The sequence below is a fragment of the Bacillus sp. AFS077874 genome (assembly GCF_002566505.1).
Classification (GTDB): domain Bacteria; phylum Bacillota; class Bacilli; order Bacillales; family Bacillaceae_G; genus Gottfriedia.
Map to the genome: position 1 here is coordinate 20978 of NZ_NUYF01000008.1, position 18036 is coordinate 39013.

The window sequence follows — 18036 nt, forward strand, 5'->3', positions numbered from 1 at the left end:
GTAAGTGAGGAGAAACAAATGAAATATATGGTTCGGTATTTTACACTAATCATCATTTTTTCGATAACAATCATTACTTGTATGCAAGTTGCAAAAGATGGAATAAGTAAAGTTACTTCAACTGATTACTATCATGTAGACGATGTAGTAAAAATCTCAAAAGAAGATGGGAAAGCTGGTCCAGTACTTTTTGGAAAGGATTACACGAAAGAAGGACTAGCAATTAGAGAAGATCATTTAGAAAGATTAGGGGCATTTAATTATTTTACAGTTGTTGGTAAAGGACTATCCCATTTTGTTACGTATGTAACTGAAAAAGGGGTTAAGATTGTTGAAAAAATTCCTTCTATTATTGATAGCTTTAATTAGACCTTCTAAACTTCATTCGACATATACTGCTAATATAGATTGAATATTTCCCTATTTCTTTGATATAATCAAAACTATCTATGCTGTCGAGAAATTTAGGAGTGATGAAATGAATAAAGAGTCAAGATCAGAAAGACAAAAGAGAATTAGAAACTTTTCAATCATCGCACACATTGACCATGGAAAATCTACATTAGCAGATAGAATTCTTGAGAAAACAAATGCATTAACTCAGCGTGAGATGAAGTCTCAGCTATTAGACTCAATGGATTTAGAGCGTGAACGTGGAATTACCATTAAATTAAATGCTGTGCAGTTACAATATAAAGCCAAAAATGGAGAAGAATATATTCTTCATTTAATTGATACACCTGGACATGTCGACTTCACTTATGAAGTTTCACGTAGTTTAGCTGCTTGTGAAGGCGCAATTCTTGTAGTTGATGCTGCACAAGGTATCGAAGCTCAAACATTGGCGAACGTATATTTAGCTTTAGATAATGACTTAGAAATCTTACCGGTTATTAATAAGATTGACTTACCAAGTGCAGAGCCTGAACGTGTAAGACAAGAAGTTGAAGAAGTAATTGGTCTAGATGCTTCTGAAGCGGTATTAGCATCTGCTAAAGCAGGAATCGGAATAGAAGAAATTTTAGAACAAATCGTAGAGAAAGTACCTGCTCCAACAGGTGATCCAGATGGGCCTTTAAAGGCACTTATTTTTGATTCATTATTCGATCCATATCGTGGTGTTGTAGCTTATATTCGTATTGTAGAAGGTACTGTAAAAGTAGGCCAAAAAATTAGAATGATGGCTACAGGTAAAGAATTTGAAGTAGTTGAAGCTGGAGTATTCACTCCTCGCACTACACAACGAGACGAATTAACTGTAGGTGACGTAGGTTTCTTAACAGCTTCTATTAAGAATGTTGGAGATACTCGCGTTGGGGATACAATTACCCTCGCTGAGAATCCAGCAACTGAGCCACTACCAGGTTATCGTAAATTAAATCCTATGGTATTCTGTGGATTATATCCAATTGATACTTCTAAATATAATGATTTACGTGATGCACTTGAAAAGCTTCAATTAAATGATGCAGCTTTACAATTTGAAGCAGAAACTTCACAAGCTTTAGGGTTTGGTTTCCGTTGTGGATTTTTAGGATTATTACACATGGAAATCATTCAAGAGCGTATTGAACGTGAATTCAAAATTGATTTAATTACAACAGCACCAAGTGTTATTTATAATGTTTACACAACAAAAGACGAAATGATTATTGTTGATAACCCTGCTCATATGCCAGACCCTCAATCAATTGATCGAGTGGAAGAGCCTTACGTAAAAGCAAAAATTATGGTTCCAAATGACTTTGTTGGAGCAATCATGGAGCTTTGCCAAAAGAAACGCGGGAACTTTATTGATATGCAATATTTAGATGCTAACCGTGTAACATTAACTTACGAAATTCCATTATCTGAAATTGTTTATGATTTCTTTGACCAATTAAAATCAAGTACAAAAGGTTATGCATCATTTGACTATGAGCTAATTGGCTACAAAGTTTCTAAACTTGTGAAAATGGATATTTTATTAAACGGTGAACAAGTAGATGCTCTATCATTTATCGTTCATAGAGACGCTGCTTATGACCGTGGAAAAATTATCGTTGAAAAATTAAAAGAACTTATTCCAAGACAACAGTTCGAAGTACCAGTTCAAGCGGCAATCGGACAAAAAATCGTTGCTCGTTCAACAATTAAGTCAATGGGTAAAAACGTATTAGCAAAATGTTACGGTGGGGATATTTCACGTAAACGTAAGCTATTAGACAAGCAAAAAGAAGGTAAAAAGCGAATGAAAGCTGTTGGATCTGTAGAGGTTCCACAAGAGGCATTCATGGCTGTTTTACGTATGGATGACTAATAATTAATAGGAATTCATCCTAAAAATGCCACCGTAATTTATTTACGGTGGCATTTTTAATTTAAGAATCATTATTTTTTTACCCAAATTGTTATTAATAAAAAGTAAGATGTAAATAATGATTAGTAAAAGTAAAGCGATTAATTAGACAAATATGATAAGAAAATATACAATCATAAAGTTAAAATCAACAAAAGTCCCTGAATCTCACCTTAGATGGTATTGAATCAGGGGCTTTTCACATAGAAAAGAGGAGAAGGTATGGCATCTTCCGTTTATATTCATATACCATTTTGTCAGCAGATTTGTTACTACTGCGATTTTAATAAATTTATGATGGACCGTCAGCCGGTTGATCAATATTTAGAATATCTTGAGAAAGAAATTGTTGAAAGTCTAAAAAGAAATCCGATTTCAGATTTGAAAACAGTTTTTGTAGGTGGAGGAACTCCTACTGCATTAACTTTGCCTCAAACTCAAACGTTAGTAGATATGATTAATAAACATATCATTAAAGGGAATAAAGAAATTGAAATGACTTTTGAAAGTAATCCGAATGAAATTTCAAAAGAGAAGCTTCAAATTTTAAAAGATGGTGGAGTGAATCGAATTAGTTTTGGAGCGCAAACATTTGATGAAGGTTTACTTAAAAAGATTGGAAGAACACATTCACCTAATGAAATAGAAGAAGCAATTCAAACCGCCAAAGAAGTTGGAATTGATAATATCAATCTTGATTTAATGTATGCATTACCTGGTCAAACAATGGAACAATTCGTTGATTCGTTAGATAAAGCAATGAAGTTACCGATTCAGCATATCTCAGCATATTCATTAATTATTGAACCAAAAACTGTGTTTTACATAGAAATGAATAGGGGCAAGCTTAAGCCGGCTCCTGAAGAAGATGAAGCAGCTATGTATGACTTTTTAATGAAGTATTTAGAAGAAAAAGGTTTTCATCAATATGAAATCAGCAATTTTGAAAAGAATGGCTTAGAAAGTAAGCATAATCTTGTTTATTGGAATAATGAAGAGTATTTTGGATTTGGTGCAGGAGCACATGGCTATATTAATGGAATTCGATATTCAAATGCAGGACCATTAAAGAAATATTTTCAGTTGATCGATGATACTGGTGTCCCAATTGTTCATGAGCATACGGTAACAAAGCAAGAAAAAATGGAAGAAGAAATGTTTTTAGGGTTACGTAAAATGCAGGGAGTTTCGGAAAGAAAGTTCCAAGAAAAATTTGGCTCAAACTTTAATGAAGTATTTCCGAACGTAATTGAAAAACTAATGAAAGATGGATTAGTCGAGATGAATGGAGTATTTCTTCGATTAACTCACAAAGGGAAGTTACTAGGAAACGAAGTATTTCAAGCATTTTTACTTTAGTGTGAACAGCAGGAGAAGCGGATTAGATAAGGGACAATAGTTAAATCAGATGTATTAAATAGTTCCTAATCCATTAATCCTGCACTTCTTTATTCCTTCCTTTAACTTCTTGACATCGTATAAAGGATTTGTTAAGTTAATAATATATTTAGCACTCACTAGATAAGAGTGCTAATAGAGGTGATAAACATGTTGACTGAAAGACAGTTATTGATACTCCAAATTATTATCGATGACTTTATTCGCATGGCACAACCTGTTGGTTCAAGGAGTTTATCTAAAAAGGAAGGTATTTCATTTAGTTCAGCAACGATACGAAATGAGATGGCTGATTTAGAGGAACTTGGTTATATTGAAAAGCCTCATAGCTCTGCAGGTCGAATCCCTTCTGAAAAAGGGTATCGTTTTTATGTAGACCATCTGTTATCACCACAAATTGTTAATGACGATGATGTTCGTTCGATAAAAGGTATTTTTGCCGAGCGTATTTTTGAAATAGAAAAGCTTGTGAAAAATTCAGCTGATATACTATCTGATTTAACAAATTACACAACAATTGCTCTAGGACCAAAGGTTACTGAAAATAAGCTAAAAAATATTCAGCTTATTCCAATAGGACCTAATACAGCAGTATCAATTATTGTGACAGACACAGGTATTGTTAAAAATCGAACAGTAACGATACCACCTGGTGTGTCTATGAGTGATATTGAGAAAATGGTAAATATTTTAAATGAACGACTAGTAAATGTTCCAATTCATCAAATAAATGACAAGCTTTATAAAGAAATTGCAATGATTTTACGTACGCATATTTCAAATTATGAAAGTGTTATTAAGATGATTGGTGGCACTATTGACGTACCGATTGAACAAAAGCTGATTTTAAGTGGAAAAACGAATATTTTAGCTCAACCAGAATTTCATAATGTTGAGACAATGAAAGTATTGTTAAACATGATTGAAAAGCAAGATGAACTAAAAAGTATTATTCCTTTTGAACAGATGGGTTTAAGTGTCAAAATTGGTAAGGAAAATGAAAAGTCTGGATTAGAAAATGTAAGTATCATTAGCGCAACCTATTCATTAGGTGAAGATCAAATTGGTACAATCGCAGTATTAGGACCAACTCGAATGGAATACTCCCGAGTAATCTCATTAATGCATTTAATAACAGGGCAATTGAATTTATTATTTTCATCTAAGGATGTTGAATAAATCCATTGTGAAAAGAAACAATGGATTACATATAAAAAAATAGGAGGTGAAGGTGACATGACAGAACGTCAGGAAGAACTTTTAAATGAAGAAGTAGTGAATGAAGAAACTACTGTTGAAGAACCTTCAATCTTTACAGAAGAAAATACAGAAGAGAAAACTGACAATGTGAATTCTTCTGAAGAAGAGCTTCAAAAACTTCGTGCTGAAGTGGATGAGAAGGAAAATAAGTACTTACGTCTACATGCTGATTTCGAAAATTATAAACGTCGTGCACTTTTAGACCAACAATCATTAATGACTTATCGTGCTCAAAGTTTAGTAACTGATTTATTACCAGTACTAGATAATTTCGAACGTGCACTACAAGTTGAAGCAACAGACGAGCAAACTGCTTCTTTAAAACAAGGTATGGAAATGGTTTACCGTTTACTTGTTGAAGCTGTGAAAAAAGAAGGGGTAGAAGAAATCCCAGCACTAGGTGAACAATTCGATCCGAATGTCCATCAAGCTGTAATGCAAGAAAGTGATGATTCTAAACCATCTAATGAAATTTTACAAGAATTCCAAAAAGGCTATAAGCTAAAGGACAGAGTAATTCGTCCATCAATGGTGAAAGTAAACGAGTAATTCGTTAAGCTTCTATTTAAATCGCCAACATAAATATAAAAATTTTTTAAAAAAACTAAAATATAACTTATGTAAATTTTAGGAGGAACATGCAATGAGTAAAATTATTGGTATTGACTTAGGGACAACTAACTCTTGTGTCGCAGTATTAGAAGGTGGAGAGCCAAAAGTAATTCCGAACCCAGAGGGTGGACGTACAACTCCGTCAGTTGTTGCGTTCAAAAATGGTGAGCGTCAAGTTGGGGAAGTAGCAAAACGTCAAGCAATTACAAACCCTAACACAATCATGTCAATTAAACGTCATATGGGTACTACACATAAAGAAAACATTGAAGGTAAAGATTTTTCTCCACAAGAGATTTCTGCAATTATTCTTCAAAACTTAAAAGCATCTGCTGAAGCTTATTTAGGTGAAGCAGTAACGAAAGCAGTTATTACAGTACCTGCATATTTCAATGATGCTGAGCGTCAAGCAACTAAAGATGCTGGTAAAATCGCAGGTTTAGAAGTAGAACGTATCATCAATGAGCCAACTGCGGCTGCATTAGCATACGGTTTAGATAAAATGGATGAAGACCAAACAATCTTAGTTTATGACTTAGGTGGCGGTACATTCGACGTTTCAATCCTTGAATTAGGAGATGGAATTTTTGAAGTTAAAGCTACAGCTGGTGACAACCGTTTAGGTGGAGATGACTTCGACCAAGTGATCATTGATTACTTAGTAGCTGAATTCAAAAAAGAAAACGGTGTTGATTTAAGCCAAGATAAAATGGCATTACAACGTTTAAAAGATGCTGCTGAAAAAGCGAAAAAAGATTTATCAGGTATTACTTCAACTCAAATTTCATTACCATTCATTAGCATGGGTGCAGCTGGTCCATTACACTTAGAGTTAAACTTAACTCGTGCAAAATTCGAAGAGCTTTCTCACAACTTAGTAGAAAGAACTTTAGGCCCAACTCGTCAAGCAATGAAGGATTCTGGCTTAACTGCTAGTCAAATTGATAAAGTAATTTTAGTAGGTGGTTCAACTCGTATTCCTGCTGTTCAAGAAGCAATCAAAAAAGAAACAGGAAAAGAACCACATAAAGGTGTAAACCCTGATGAAGTAGTAGCATTAGGTGCTGCAATTCAAGGTGGAGTATTAACTGGTGATGTAAAAGACGTAGTATTACTAGACGTAACACCATTATCATTAGGTATCGAAACAATGGGTGGAGTATTTACTAAGTTAATCGAACGTAATACAACAATCCCAACAAGCAAATCTCAAGTTTTCTCAACAGCTGCTGACAACCAACCTGCTGTAGACATTCACGTACTACAAGGTGAGCGTCCAATGGCTAATGACAATAAAACATTAGGTCGCTTCCAATTATCGGATATCCCACCAGCACCACGTGGAATTCCTCAAATTGAAGTATCGTTTGATATCGACAAAAATGGTATCGTAACAGTACGTGCCAAAGACCTAGGTACTCAGAAAGAACAAAACATCGTAATTCAATCTTCTTCAGGTTTAAGTGATGAAGAAGTAGAACGCATGGTTAAAGAAGCAGAATTAAATGCTGATGCAGATGCAAAACGTAAAGAAGAAGTAGATCTTAAAAACGAAGCTGATCAATTAGTATTCCAAGTAGAGAAAACTTTAAAAGATCTTGAAGGAAAAGTTGAAGAAGCAGAGGTTACAAAAGCGAACGAAGCTAAAGACGCATTAAAAGCAGCTTTAGAAGCTGGTAACTTAGATGATATTCGTACTAAGAAAGATGCTCTTTCTGAAATCGTTCAAGCTTTATCTATGAAGCTTTATGAGCAAGCTGCTGCTGCACAGCAAGCTGCAGGTGGAGCTGAAGGCGGAGCGAAACAAGACGATGTAGTAGACGCTGAGTTTACTGAAGTTAAAGACGAAAAATAATAACGAAAAGTGGAAGGCGTTTGGTCAGCCCCGACAAGCATAAGAACGAGTATGGAAAAAGTTGGGATTATAACTTTTACCATAATTGGGCTAATGACCTCGAGGGGCTAACGCCTGGAACTAGACAATATATATATCTAAAAAAGGGAAGTCAAAGTCAGGGTAGCCTTGGCTTTGACTTTTTCTCACTTTAAGAAATCATAAATTGGCATCGATGATGAGAATTCGACGTAGTTCCCAATTTTAGGAATAAAGTATAAGTGCAACTACGCCTCTGACTTCGCCTAAAAGGCTCGCCAGTAGACGAGTTTTCTTTATTTTCTTTTAGAAAAGCACAGGATATGTTAAAATATTCTTTATGTGAAAGGAGCGGATTGTAACACTATGAGTAAACGTGATTACTATGATGTACTTGGTGTTAGTAAAAGTGCATCACAAGATGAAATAAAAAAATCGTTTCGTAAATTAGCAAAAACATATCATCCGGACGTTAATAAGGATCCTGATGCACCTGAAAAGTTTAAAGAGGTGCAAGAAGCATACGAAAATTTATCAGATGATCAAAAACGTGCTCATTATGATCAGTTTGGTCATACAGATCCAAACCAAGGTTTCGGCGGTGGCGGATTTGGCGGCGGCGGATTCGGTGGATTTGAAGATATTTTCAGTCAGTTTTTTGGTGGTGGCGGTGGACGTCGTCGTGACCCGAACGCACCAAGAGCTGGAGCAGATTTACAATATACAATGACGATCCAGTTTGAAGAAGCAGCATTTGGAATGGAAAAAGAAATTGAAATTCCAACTGAAGAAACATGTCATACATGTAGTGGATCAGGTGCGAAACCTGGTACATCAAAAGAAACATGTAAACATTGTCAAGGTTCGGGACAAATGAGTGTTGAACAAAATACTCCATTTGGACGTATTGTGAACCGTACGACATGTTCACACTGTCAAGGTACTGGTCAAATGATTAAAGATAAATGTACTACTTGTCATGGTGCTGGCCGAGTGAAAACTCGTAAGAAAATCATGGTTAAAGTACCAGCTGGTATCGATGATGGACAACAAATTCGACTTTCAGGTCAAGGAGAACCAGGTAAAAATGGTGGTCCTGCTGGAGATTTATATATTGCATTCCATGTTCGTGAGCATGAATTCTTTGAACGTGACGGAAATGATGTTTACTGTGAGCTTCCATTAACTTTTGCACAAGCTGCATTAGGTGATGAAGTTGAAGTTCCTACATTACATGGTAAAGTAAAAACGAAAATTCCTGCTGGAACGCAAACTGGTACTAGAATGCGTTTAAAAGGTAAAGGAATCAAAGATGTGCGTGGATATGGTCAAGGCGATCAGCACGTAATCGTAAAAGTTATCACACCAACAAAACTAACAAGCCGTCAAAAAGAATTGCTTGAGGAGTTTTACAATATTGGCAAAGGTCAAAAAGACGACAAACACGATTCTTTCTTTACAAAGTTAAAGCGTGCAGTTAAGACTTTTGGCGAACAATAAGGAAGTTATTAATTCAGTACGTTAGTTAAGGTAAAAAGTGGAAACACTAATAGAAGAAGTAATTTAAATGGCACCCTCTAATTCTGACTATGATTAGAGGGTATTGCCAAGTAAAGAAGAGAGTATGAATGGAGTTGGTAGGTAATGAAATGGTCAGAATTAAGTATTCACACTACACAGGATGCGGTTGAACCGATTTCTAACATTTTACACGAAGCTGGTGCAAGTGGTGTTGTCATAGAGGATGTGTTTGATTTGACGAAGGAGCGAGCACAGGTTTACGGTGAAATCTACCAACTTAACCCAAAAGATTATCCAGAGGAAGGTGTAATCGTTAAAGCATACCTTCCTGTGAATAGTTTTTTAAACGATACGATCGACGGTATAAAGGAAGCAATTAATAATTTAATTTCATATGATATTGATTTAGGAAAAAATACATTTGCTGTGCATGAAGTTAACGAAGAAGATTGGGCGACTGCATGGAAAAAATATTATCATCCAATTTCAATCTCAGATCGATTTACAATTGTACCTTCTTGGGAAGAGTATGAAGTCAAATCGTCAGATGAATTAATTATCGAATTAGATCCAGGAATGGCGTTTGGTACTGGTACTCACCCTACAACTGTTATGTGTATTCGTGCACTTGAGAAAGTTGTTAAATCAACTGACCGTGTAATCGATGTAGGTACTGGTTCAGGAGTATTAAGTATTGCAGCTGCTAAACTTGGCTCTACAAATATAGAAGCTTATGACTTAGACGATGTAGCTGTTCGAAGTGCAAGAGAAAACGTTGTATTAAACAAAGTTGACGATGTTATAAAAGTTGGACAAGGTAACTTACTACAAGGTATTGAAGGTCCGTTCCAAGTAGTTGTTGCGAACTTACTTGCTGAAATTATTCTTCGTTTCGTAGACGATGTGTTTAATGTTTTAGAACCAGGTGGAACATTTATTTCTTCAGGAATTATTGGTGCTAAACAAGAAGACATCGAAAATGAGCTTAAACGAGTTGGTTTTGAAGTGAAGGAAGTATTACATTTAGAGGACTGGGTTGCAATTATTGCAAAAAAGCCAGAACAAGGAATGTAATATGCAAAGATATTTTATAGAAGAAACGCAGCTTCAAAATGATCTTGTTACAATAGTTGGTGATGATGCTCATCATATCGCAAATGTTATGCGAATGAAGCTAGATCAAGAAATCATTTGTACAGTTCCAGGTTCTTCAACTGTTCGTTGTACACTTACAAATATTTCTAGTGAACAAATAACTGCAGCTGTTGTAGAATATGTTGAGAATACAAATGAACTGCCTATATCAATTACGATTGCTAGTGGACTACCAAAAGGTGATAAACTAGAGTTAATCATACAAAAAGGTACGGAGCTTGGTGCTTCTGGTTTTTTACCTTTTGCGGCAGCTAGATCAATTGTTAAATTAGATGATAAAAAAGCTGGTAAAAAGGTTGTTAGATGGCAAAAAATTGCAAAAGAAGCGGCTGAACAATCCTATCGATTTATTGTACCAACCGTGGAACAGCCAGCATCTTTTCAACAATTACTTAACTCAATACAGTATTATGATGCGTGTATTGTAGCATATGAAGAAAGTGCAAAAACAGGAGAATCAGCAGGACTTGTTCAGACATTCCAGTCATTAAAGGAAGGTTCACGATTATTAGTAGTTTTCGGACCAGAAGGTGGTTTGTCAGAGAAAGAAGTTAATCAGCTAGAAGAAAAAGGTGCTAAGCTATGTGGACTTGGACCAAGAATTCTACGAACAGAAACAGCACCATTTTATGTTTTAGCTGCTGCCTCCTTTCATTTTGAATTAATGGGGTGAAGAAATGCCACATGTAGCTTTTCATACATTAGGCTGTAAAGTTAACCATTACGAAACAGAAGCAATTTGGCAACTGTTTAAAGCAGCAGGCTATGAACGTACTGAATACGAGACAAAAGCTGATGTTTATGTAATTAATACTTGTACAGTTACAAATACAGGTGACAAAAAAAGTAGACAAGTAATCCGTCGTGCCGTGCGCAAAAATCCAGATGCAGTAATTTGTGTAACTGGATGTTATGCACAAACATCTCCAGCCGAAATCATGGCAATTCCTGGGGTAGATATCGTTGTTGGTACACAGGACCGTACTAAAATGCTAGATTATATCGAGCAATATCGTGTAGAACGCCAACCAATTAATGGCGTAGGAAATATTATGAAAGCACGAGTTTATGAAGAGTTAGATGTACCGGCTTTTACTGACCGTACACGTGCTTCATTAAAAATTCAAGAAGGTTGTAACAACTTCTGTACTTTCTGTATTATTCCATGGGCACGTGGTTTAATGCGTTCTCGTGATCCAAAAGAAGTTGTAAAACAAGCTACGCAATTAGTTGAATCAGGCTATAAGGAAATTGTTTTAACTGGAATTCACACTGGTGGATACGGTCAAGACATGAAAGATTACAACTTAGCAATGTTATTAAAAGATTTAGAAACAGTTGAAGGATTAAAACGTGTTCGTATTTCTTCAATTGAAGCTAGTCAAATTACAGATGAAGTAATTGAAGTACTTCGTCATTCAAATATTGTAGTTCGTCACTTACACGTACCATTACAATCGGGATCAGATACTGTCCTAAAACGTATGCGTCGTAAATATACAATGGCTGAATTTGCTGAAAGAATTGAAAAATTACGTGAAGTCTTACCAAACTGTTCAATTACATCTGATGTAATCGTAGGTTTCCCAGGTGAATCTGAAGAAGAGTTCATGGAAACGTACAATTTCATTCGCGACAATAAGTTCTCTGAATTACACGTATTCCCATACTCTAAACGCACAGGTACTCCAGCTGCACGTATGGAAGATCAAGTTGACGAAGAAATTAAAAATGAACGTGTACACCGTTTAATTGAATTATCAAATCAGCTTGCAAAAGAATATGCATCAATGTTTGATGGAGATGTTCTAGAAGTTATTCCGGAAGAAAAGTATACTGAAGATGGCGCAGAAGGACTATTAATTGGTTACACAGACAATTATCTAAAAGTCGTGTTCGAAGGAACAGAAGACATGATCGGTAAAATTGTAAAAGTTAAAATCGCTGAAGCTGGTTATCCAGTTAATAAAGGTGAATTTGTCCGAGTATTAGAAGATGTAGCTGTTAACTAACGATAAAATAAATAAAAGGATAGATAATCTAGTATTCATCTGGATTATCTATCCTTTTTTGTTCTACGTGTTGTTATTTGTTATTTGATAAGAAATTATAAATGTTTGCTTCACCAGAACCAAAAAGTGGATCTTGTCCTTTTTTACCATAATCAAGAGCAGTTTGTCTGATTGCTGCTGCTACTTGAGAAGGATTATATTCAGGGTGAGCTGCCTTAATTACGCCAGCAATACCGGCAACTTTTGGTGCTGCCATAGAAGTTCCATGTAGATATGAATAACCATGCCATTTTCCATCACTAAATTGTGTTGTTGCATTTGTCCCATTTGGATTAGCTGCATTTACACCTACTGGATATGTAGGATAAGTAGACAAAGTACGATATGTATAATCACGTTTATTTAAAAAGTTACCTGTTGGATTTTGACGATATAAACCATCGTATACAGGCCCGTTATCTCCACCAGGTGCAGCTACATCGATTACACTTCCATAATTTGAGTAGAAAGCAATACTATCTTTTGACCATTGATTAGAAGAAGAAACTGTGATGACACCTGGGATTTGCGCAGGAACAACACGTGAAGGTCCTTTAATATCTAAACCGTAAGTTGTTTTCCAATAATCTTGCATATCGTGTATATTGTTAAAATCTCTTGAGTCATTCCCCGCAGATACAACGACCGTTACACCTTTATTAATTGCATATTGAATCGCTCTGTGATATGCCACCATTGAAGCTGACTCACCTTTTTCATCTAAGTTATGAGCCATCCAGCGCCATCCACCGATCGACATATTAATTACTTCTACTCCATCGTTTGCAGCTGAAACAATTGCATCTGTTATCCATGACTGTTCAGCTCCGCCAGTTGCACCGAAAACTCGATAAGCGCGAACTGTTAATTCTGGGCCAACGCCCTTAACTTTTCCATTTGCTGCAATTGAGCCAGCTACGTGAGTTCCATGACCATTTTTATCCCATGCATCGGTTGTTCCAGGAACAAATGTTTTTGAACCAGCAAGATCTGCATTAGCTTTTAAATCTGGATGGCTAAAGTCAATTCCAGTATCGATTACAGCGACGACCGTTTTATGGTTTCCTTTATTAATATTATAGGAATCACCATTATGAGTTAAATGCTGCATGTCCCATTGTTTATCCCAGTACGAGTTAGCATTTGCATCAAGAGTTACTTTTTCACCATTCGGAGTTCCTGGCGTAAACTCAATATGATCATCCGGGTCAGCTTCTAAGTATGCTTGAAGCTCTTTACCAGCTGATTGAATGCTAGTATCTTTTTTAATATTAGTTAGAAATTCATCATTAGACGATGAAACTTCAACAATTCCAACTTCTGAAATAATTCGTTCAATCGAACCTCCAGCTTTTGAAATTGTATCTGAGAAATTGCTTGGTAAATTTCCTTTATAAGCTAAAATATAAAGAAGTTCCTCAGATGCAGCATTTGCTTGTTTGGATTGTGTACCAATAAGTAATGAAAAGGATAAAACAGAACAGATTGATAAGGCAGCAATTCTTTTTTTCATGAAATCTCTCCAATTTGTATTATTTACGTATATACGCATTTAATCAAATTTTAATAAATCTCCCTATATAAACTTGTCGAAATATGAAGTGAAAATTACAAAATTTTTTGATAATTCATTGGAGAATAAATCGATAAAGGGCAGACTAACAATACAAATGAAAAGAACAACATGAAATAAACTTTGAAAAGGATAATAATTCCCTCAAACTACCTGTAATTAAAAATTTATAATGATACAAAATATAAATACAGAGGTGAAATAATCATGTCAAAAGAGAATCAATCAAGAAAAACTGATGACAATCATATCCACGTTGCTACCAACTCATATTTAGACACGAGTGAGAGCGATGATTCTAATAAAATTAATTATGACGATGGTGGTAGCCCTTACCTAGATACAAGTGAAGACGCAACTTCAGCAGCCAACACAAGACGAGGAGCTCCATATTTAAATACTTGATGGTGAGAGGAATGGGGAAAGAGGGAAACTCTTTTCCCTATACCTTTTTTTACTTATCTTTTTCTGCAGTCCTATTAATATCTTCAACCTCAATAAATGGCTTATGATAACCAACTTTTGCAATATTGATCATTGATCGACCAATCTGTTCTGAAGTTGTTATTGAGTTTGGAAAGACTTTTTTTAGCATTGGATAAATAGGTTTCGTTAGGTTATAGCCGTATTGATATAGTTTAGTTTTTGATTTTATATCTTTATGTGGAATAATTGCGCCTGGTCGAAACATGTATGCGGCTTTAAATGGTAACTTTAACAAGTCATTTTCGGTTTTTCCCTTCACTCTAGCCCACATTATACGACCTTTCTCAGTACGATCGGTACCTGATCCAGTGACATAAATGAAAGTCATTTGAGGATTTAATATTGATAATGTACGTGCGATGGATAATGTAAGGTCATATGTTATCCTACGATAATCTTCCTCTGTCATTCTAAATGATGAAACACCTAAACAGAAAAAACATGCATCAAATCCAGCTAACTGATTTTCAATTGAAGATAAATCAAGCAGATTAGAATGCTTAATTTCATAGAATTTTTCATGTTGAATTCCTGTAATACTACGCCCAATTGAGGAAATCGAGCTAACAGAAGGATCTTGTAAGCATTCTCTTAATACACTTTGACCAACCATTCCAGTTGCTCCAAAAAGTAAAACCTTCATAATGTAACCTCCATAATTTATTTTCACCGCTTTAGTCTCATGGGCAAATAATAAATGATAAATCATTTTTAAGCAATTTAAAACTGAAAAATAATCGTTCAAAATATGTAAGTGAATAGATAAAAACTAATAAAATAGGTCGTTTCTTGAAGGGGGAAATATAGAACGATTACTTACTTTTCAGGTGAATACTTCAAAATAGAAAAGAGCTAATCAAGTCAACTGATTAGCTCTTCTTTATGACATATTTACAGACTCTTTCTTACTAAAAAATTGGATTGAAAAACCAAAAATAATTATCACAATAGAAAATAATAAACTCAACCAAATGCTTTGAAATTCACCTACATACGGCTGAACAATATATGAAAGTATGATGCTGATTACAATACTAATTGGAATGTAATTACCGACTTTACCCTTACTAAAGACAATAACTAAAATTGGAAATAGCAATGCAGAATATACATTTCCTGAGTAAAATAATAGTTCAATAATTTTTTTTGATTGAATAATTGTAGCAAAAAAGATGATCGCCCCAATTATCATGGATAGAAGATAAGCAAGCTTTATTTTTTTTTGATCATTTTTTATCGTGTGAAATGGCTCGATTATATTGATAATGATTAAGCTAGCAAGCGAATGTAAAACCGCACCAAATGTTGATGTAATTGCATTAAAAGCACATAAAACGAAAAGTATGAAAAAGAATGGTGTTGTAATTTTATTTGCTAAACCAACTAAAATTGATTGAATATCTGTAAATCCACCTGTGAATATAACGATAATAAAAAGACATGAAAATGAAAGTGGGAAAATACACCATATTAACCCGGAAATTGAGAATGTTAAAGGAAGTTTTTTCGATTCAATCATAAATAATCGGTGCCATGAAGTAATGTCAAAGAAAAATTGACCAAATCCAACTAATAAGCCTGAAAATAAAAAACCCCATAAATCGTAATGATCAATGACTAGCATGTATGGATGGTATAATTTAATCCCATCATATACGGGTTGAACGCCTTCTTTTACGAAAAAATACAACGGAATTAAAATTGCCGCTGCAAACATGGTAATGACTTGGAATCCAGCTAATCCATGTATCATCTTTAATCCACCAAAACCTGCAAAAAGTACACAAAAGCTTATAAAAATGATTATTTCTATGTACAACGGTAAATTAAAAAGAAAATGAAATAACGTAGATGCAGTCATCGACTGTATATATAATATGTGTAAACTAGTTAATATTAAAATACAAATCATAATCCAATAACCAAGTGGGTGTAGTTTCTTCTTCAAATAATCTCCAATTGTTAAACCATCAGGGTACTCTTGTCGAACTTTTTTCCCGATAAAACTAAATACAAATAATGCAATCGCGCCTAAAAATGCATATCCGATTCCACCAAATACGCCATATTTAATCATTGATTCTGGCGAAGATAATATCGTAGTTCCTGTTACCCAACGTGCCAAGAGAGAAATAATTCCCATACCCATTCCAATTTGAATAGGACCTTGTACGTATTCTCTAAATGAACGTGAATTCACTGTTTATTTTCCTTTCTCACGATACTCTTTTGGAGTAATGCCCTCAATTTTGCGGAATAAAGTACTGAAGTAATGCTGACTATTAAAGCCTGAGTTTTCTGCTACATCGGATATGTTCCAATTTGGATTATTTGTTAAATATCGCTTGGCTGCTTGTATTCTATAGTCTATTAAATATTCTGAAAACGATACTCCGACTTCTTCGTGAAATTTTCTACTTAAATAAGTATGATTTGTATGAACTTCTCGAGCAACGTCAGAAAGAGAAAGTTTTTCAGCGAAATGATCATGAATATATAAAAGAGTTTGATGTATTAAACTAGAATATTGGTTTGATGTGTCGGTGTCACTATATTTAGATAAAACTTTATATAATTCACTTTCTATAATTGGCTTAGTTAAATAGTCTAGAACGCCGATTCGGATTGACTGTTGGGCATAATCAAAACTTTGATATGCTGTAACCATAATAATATCAACGTCATTATTTAGTGCTCTAAGTTCTTCACCAAACTCTAGTCCTGAACGTCCAGGTAGATTGATATCTAGGAACGCAATATTAATTTTATGATTTTGATTAATTGTGATTGCTTGGCATGCATCAGCAGCTTTAAAAAACTTCCATAATGGAAACATATTTTTTATCAAATATTCCATCTGTTCAAGCTCTAATGGTTCATCATCTACTAATAATACATTCAATTTATTTTCCCTCCTTTACTCTCATATATAAGTGGCCAAACAACTTTAACATTTGTTCCTGATTCATTTGAAGTAATCAGTACATGTCCACTATTACCAAAATATAGTTGTAATCTCTTTTTTATATTGTCTAATCCATGGCCTTCTTCATTAGAAAAAGAATTAGTCATTCCCATTAAACCATTATCAATTACTTCTAAACAGACTAGCTCGGAATCTTGATAAAATCGAATATGCAGTAAAGCCTCTCCAACCTTTTTTTCTAAACCGTGTTTAAATGAATTTTCTACTAAGGTTTGCAAAATAAAAGGGGGAACTAGCGCATCATATAAATCTTTTGGACAATCTAACTGTGTTTTAAGACGATCTCCAAACCGTAGATTTTGAATGTCTAAATAATATTGAGTATATTGTATTTCTTGATTTAACGGAATTAAGGGCTCGGATGATTTATATTTAAATTTTAAAAATTGAGAGAACGTTTCTAGGGCACGGATTAATTCCGAAGTTCGATTTAAACGCGCTAAGCTTAATATGACATTAAGTGTATTAAATAAAAAGTGCGGTTGGATTTGCTGATTTAATTTATTGTATTGAGCTTCTTGTAATGCATGTTCTAACCGAATTTCTCTATTTTTATTTTCAAGTAAGTCAATTCTTTTTTCAAAGATAAACAAAAATAATAAAGCAATAGCTCCCATAATAGGAGCTAAAATAAATAGCATAATTAGTAAAGTAAATCCCTCGTAACTAAGCATGAAGAACCTCAAATAGTTTTTTTGATAATATTTTTAATTTTTTTGAAAACTTTGTTTATAAATGGTTGATTTCAAGTAAAGTTGCTCCAATGGGAATGGAACGAAAGCT

At 34.5% G+C, this 18036-nt stretch carries 16 protein-coding genes; 11 read left to right on the forward strand and 5 right to left on the reverse strand.

Annotated features, from left to right (window positions below; genetic code table 11):
• The first annotated feature begins 18 nt into the window (after positions 1–18).
• From COJ46_RS09055 to mtaB, 10 genes are all read left to right on the forward strand, one after another.
• Entirely contained in the window at positions 19–369 is a 351-nt protein-coding gene (locus COJ46_RS09055) for a DUF3679 domain-containing protein (protein ID WP_069035097.1), read from the forward strand.
• 109 nt (positions 370–478) lie between these two features.
• Positions 479–2299, forward strand: coding sequence for a translation elongation factor 4 (gene lepA / locus COJ46_RS09060; protein ID WP_097978151.1), 1821 nt, complete (start codon positions 479–481; stop codon positions 2297–2299).
• Positions 2300–2560: 261 nt separating this feature from the next.
• Entirely contained in the window at positions 2561–3697 is a 1137-nt protein-coding gene (gene hemW / locus COJ46_RS09065; protein WP_097978150.1) for a radical SAM family heme chaperone HemW, read from the forward strand.
• Positions 3698–3886: 189 nt separating this feature from the next.
• Positions 3887–4915 carry a heat-inducible transcriptional repressor HrcA gene (gene hrcA, locus COJ46_RS09070; RefSeq protein ID WP_069035094.1) on the forward strand — a complete coding sequence of 343 codons (1029 nt, stop codon included), beginning with the start codon at positions 3887–3889 and terminating at the stop codon, positions 4913–4915.
• 57 nt (positions 4916–4972) lie between these two features.
• The gene (grpE, locus tag COJ46_RS09075) at positions 4973–5545 is read left to right on the forward strand and encodes a nucleotide exchange factor GrpE (RefSeq protein WP_097978149.1); all 573 of its coding nucleotides are present in this window, start codon (positions 4973–4975) and stop codon (positions 5543–5545) included.
• Between the two features lie 94 nt (positions 5546–5639).
• Positions 5640–7463, forward strand: coding sequence for a molecular chaperone DnaK (dnaK, locus tag COJ46_RS09080; RefSeq protein WP_069035092.1), 1824 nt, complete (start codon positions 5640–5642; stop codon positions 7461–7463).
• 384 nt (positions 7464–7847) lie between these two features.
• Positions 7848–8981 carry a molecular chaperone DnaJ gene (dnaJ, locus tag COJ46_RS09085; RefSeq protein ID WP_097978148.1) on the forward strand — a complete coding sequence of 378 codons (1134 nt, stop codon included), beginning with the start codon at positions 7848–7850 and terminating at the stop codon, positions 8979–8981.
• 144 nt (positions 8982–9125) lie between these two features.
• A complete protein-coding gene (prmA, locus tag COJ46_RS09090; protein ID WP_097978147.1) occupies positions 9126–10076 on the forward strand; it encodes a 50S ribosomal protein L11 methyltransferase in 951 nt (316 codons plus the stop codon).
• Between the two features lies 1 nt (position 10077).
• The gene (locus COJ46_RS09095; protein ID WP_097978146.1) at positions 10078–10830 is read left to right on the forward strand and encodes a 16S rRNA (uracil(1498)-N(3))-methyltransferase; all 753 of its coding nucleotides are present in this window, start codon (positions 10078–10080) and stop codon (positions 10828–10830) included.
• A 4-nt stretch (positions 10831–10834) separates the two neighbouring features.
• Positions 10835–12169 carry a tRNA (N(6)-L-threonylcarbamoyladenosine(37)-C(2))-methylthiotransferase MtaB gene (mtaB, locus tag COJ46_RS09100; protein ID WP_097978145.1) on the forward strand — a complete coding sequence of 445 codons (1335 nt, stop codon included), beginning with the start codon at positions 10835–10837 and terminating at the stop codon, positions 12167–12169.
• Between the two features lie 73 nt (positions 12170–12242).
• Here the strand turns inward: mtaB and COJ46_RS09105 are convergent, their stop codons facing one another.
• Positions 12243–13721 (reverse strand): S8 family serine peptidase, encoded by a 1479-nt coding sequence (locus COJ46_RS09105; RefSeq protein WP_097978144.1) that lies wholly within the window; start codon positions 13719–13721, stop codon positions 12243–12245.
• 267 nt (positions 13722–13988) lie between these two features.
• Here COJ46_RS09105 and COJ46_RS09110 point away from each other — a divergent pair, with 267 nt between their 5' ends.
• Entirely contained in the window at positions 13989–14186 is a 198-nt protein-coding gene (locus tag COJ46_RS09110; RefSeq protein ID WP_097978143.1) for a hypothetical protein, read from the forward strand.
• A gap of 49 nt (positions 14187–14235) precedes the next feature.
• Here the strand turns inward: COJ46_RS09110 and COJ46_RS09115 are convergent, their stop codons facing one another.
• The 4 genes from COJ46_RS09115 to COJ46_RS09130 form a co-directional block, all read right to left on the reverse strand.
• Positions 14236–14910 carry a Rossmann-fold NAD(P)-binding domain-containing protein gene (locus COJ46_RS09115; protein ID WP_097978142.1) on the reverse strand — a complete coding sequence of 225 codons (675 nt, stop codon included), beginning with the start codon at positions 14908–14910 and terminating at the stop codon, positions 14236–14238.
• A gap of 237 nt (positions 14911–15147) precedes the next feature.
• A complete protein-coding gene (locus tag COJ46_RS09120) occupies positions 15148–16467 on the reverse strand; it encodes an SLC5/6 family protein (protein ID WP_097978141.1) in 1320 nt (439 codons plus the stop codon).
• A 3-nt stretch (positions 16468–16470) separates the two neighbouring features.
• Positions 16471–17169 (reverse strand): response regulator transcription factor, encoded by a 699-nt coding sequence (locus COJ46_RS09125; RefSeq protein WP_097978140.1) that lies wholly within the window; start codon positions 17167–17169, stop codon positions 16471–16473.
• The gene (locus tag COJ46_RS09130; RefSeq protein WP_097978139.1) at positions 17166–17927 is read right to left on the reverse strand and encodes a sensor histidine kinase; all 762 of its coding nucleotides are present in this window, start codon (positions 17925–17927) and stop codon (positions 17166–17168) included. Before COJ46_RS09130 ends, COJ46_RS09125 begins: the two co-directional genes overlap by 4 nt.
• Between the last annotated feature and the right edge of the window lie 109 nt (positions 17928–18036).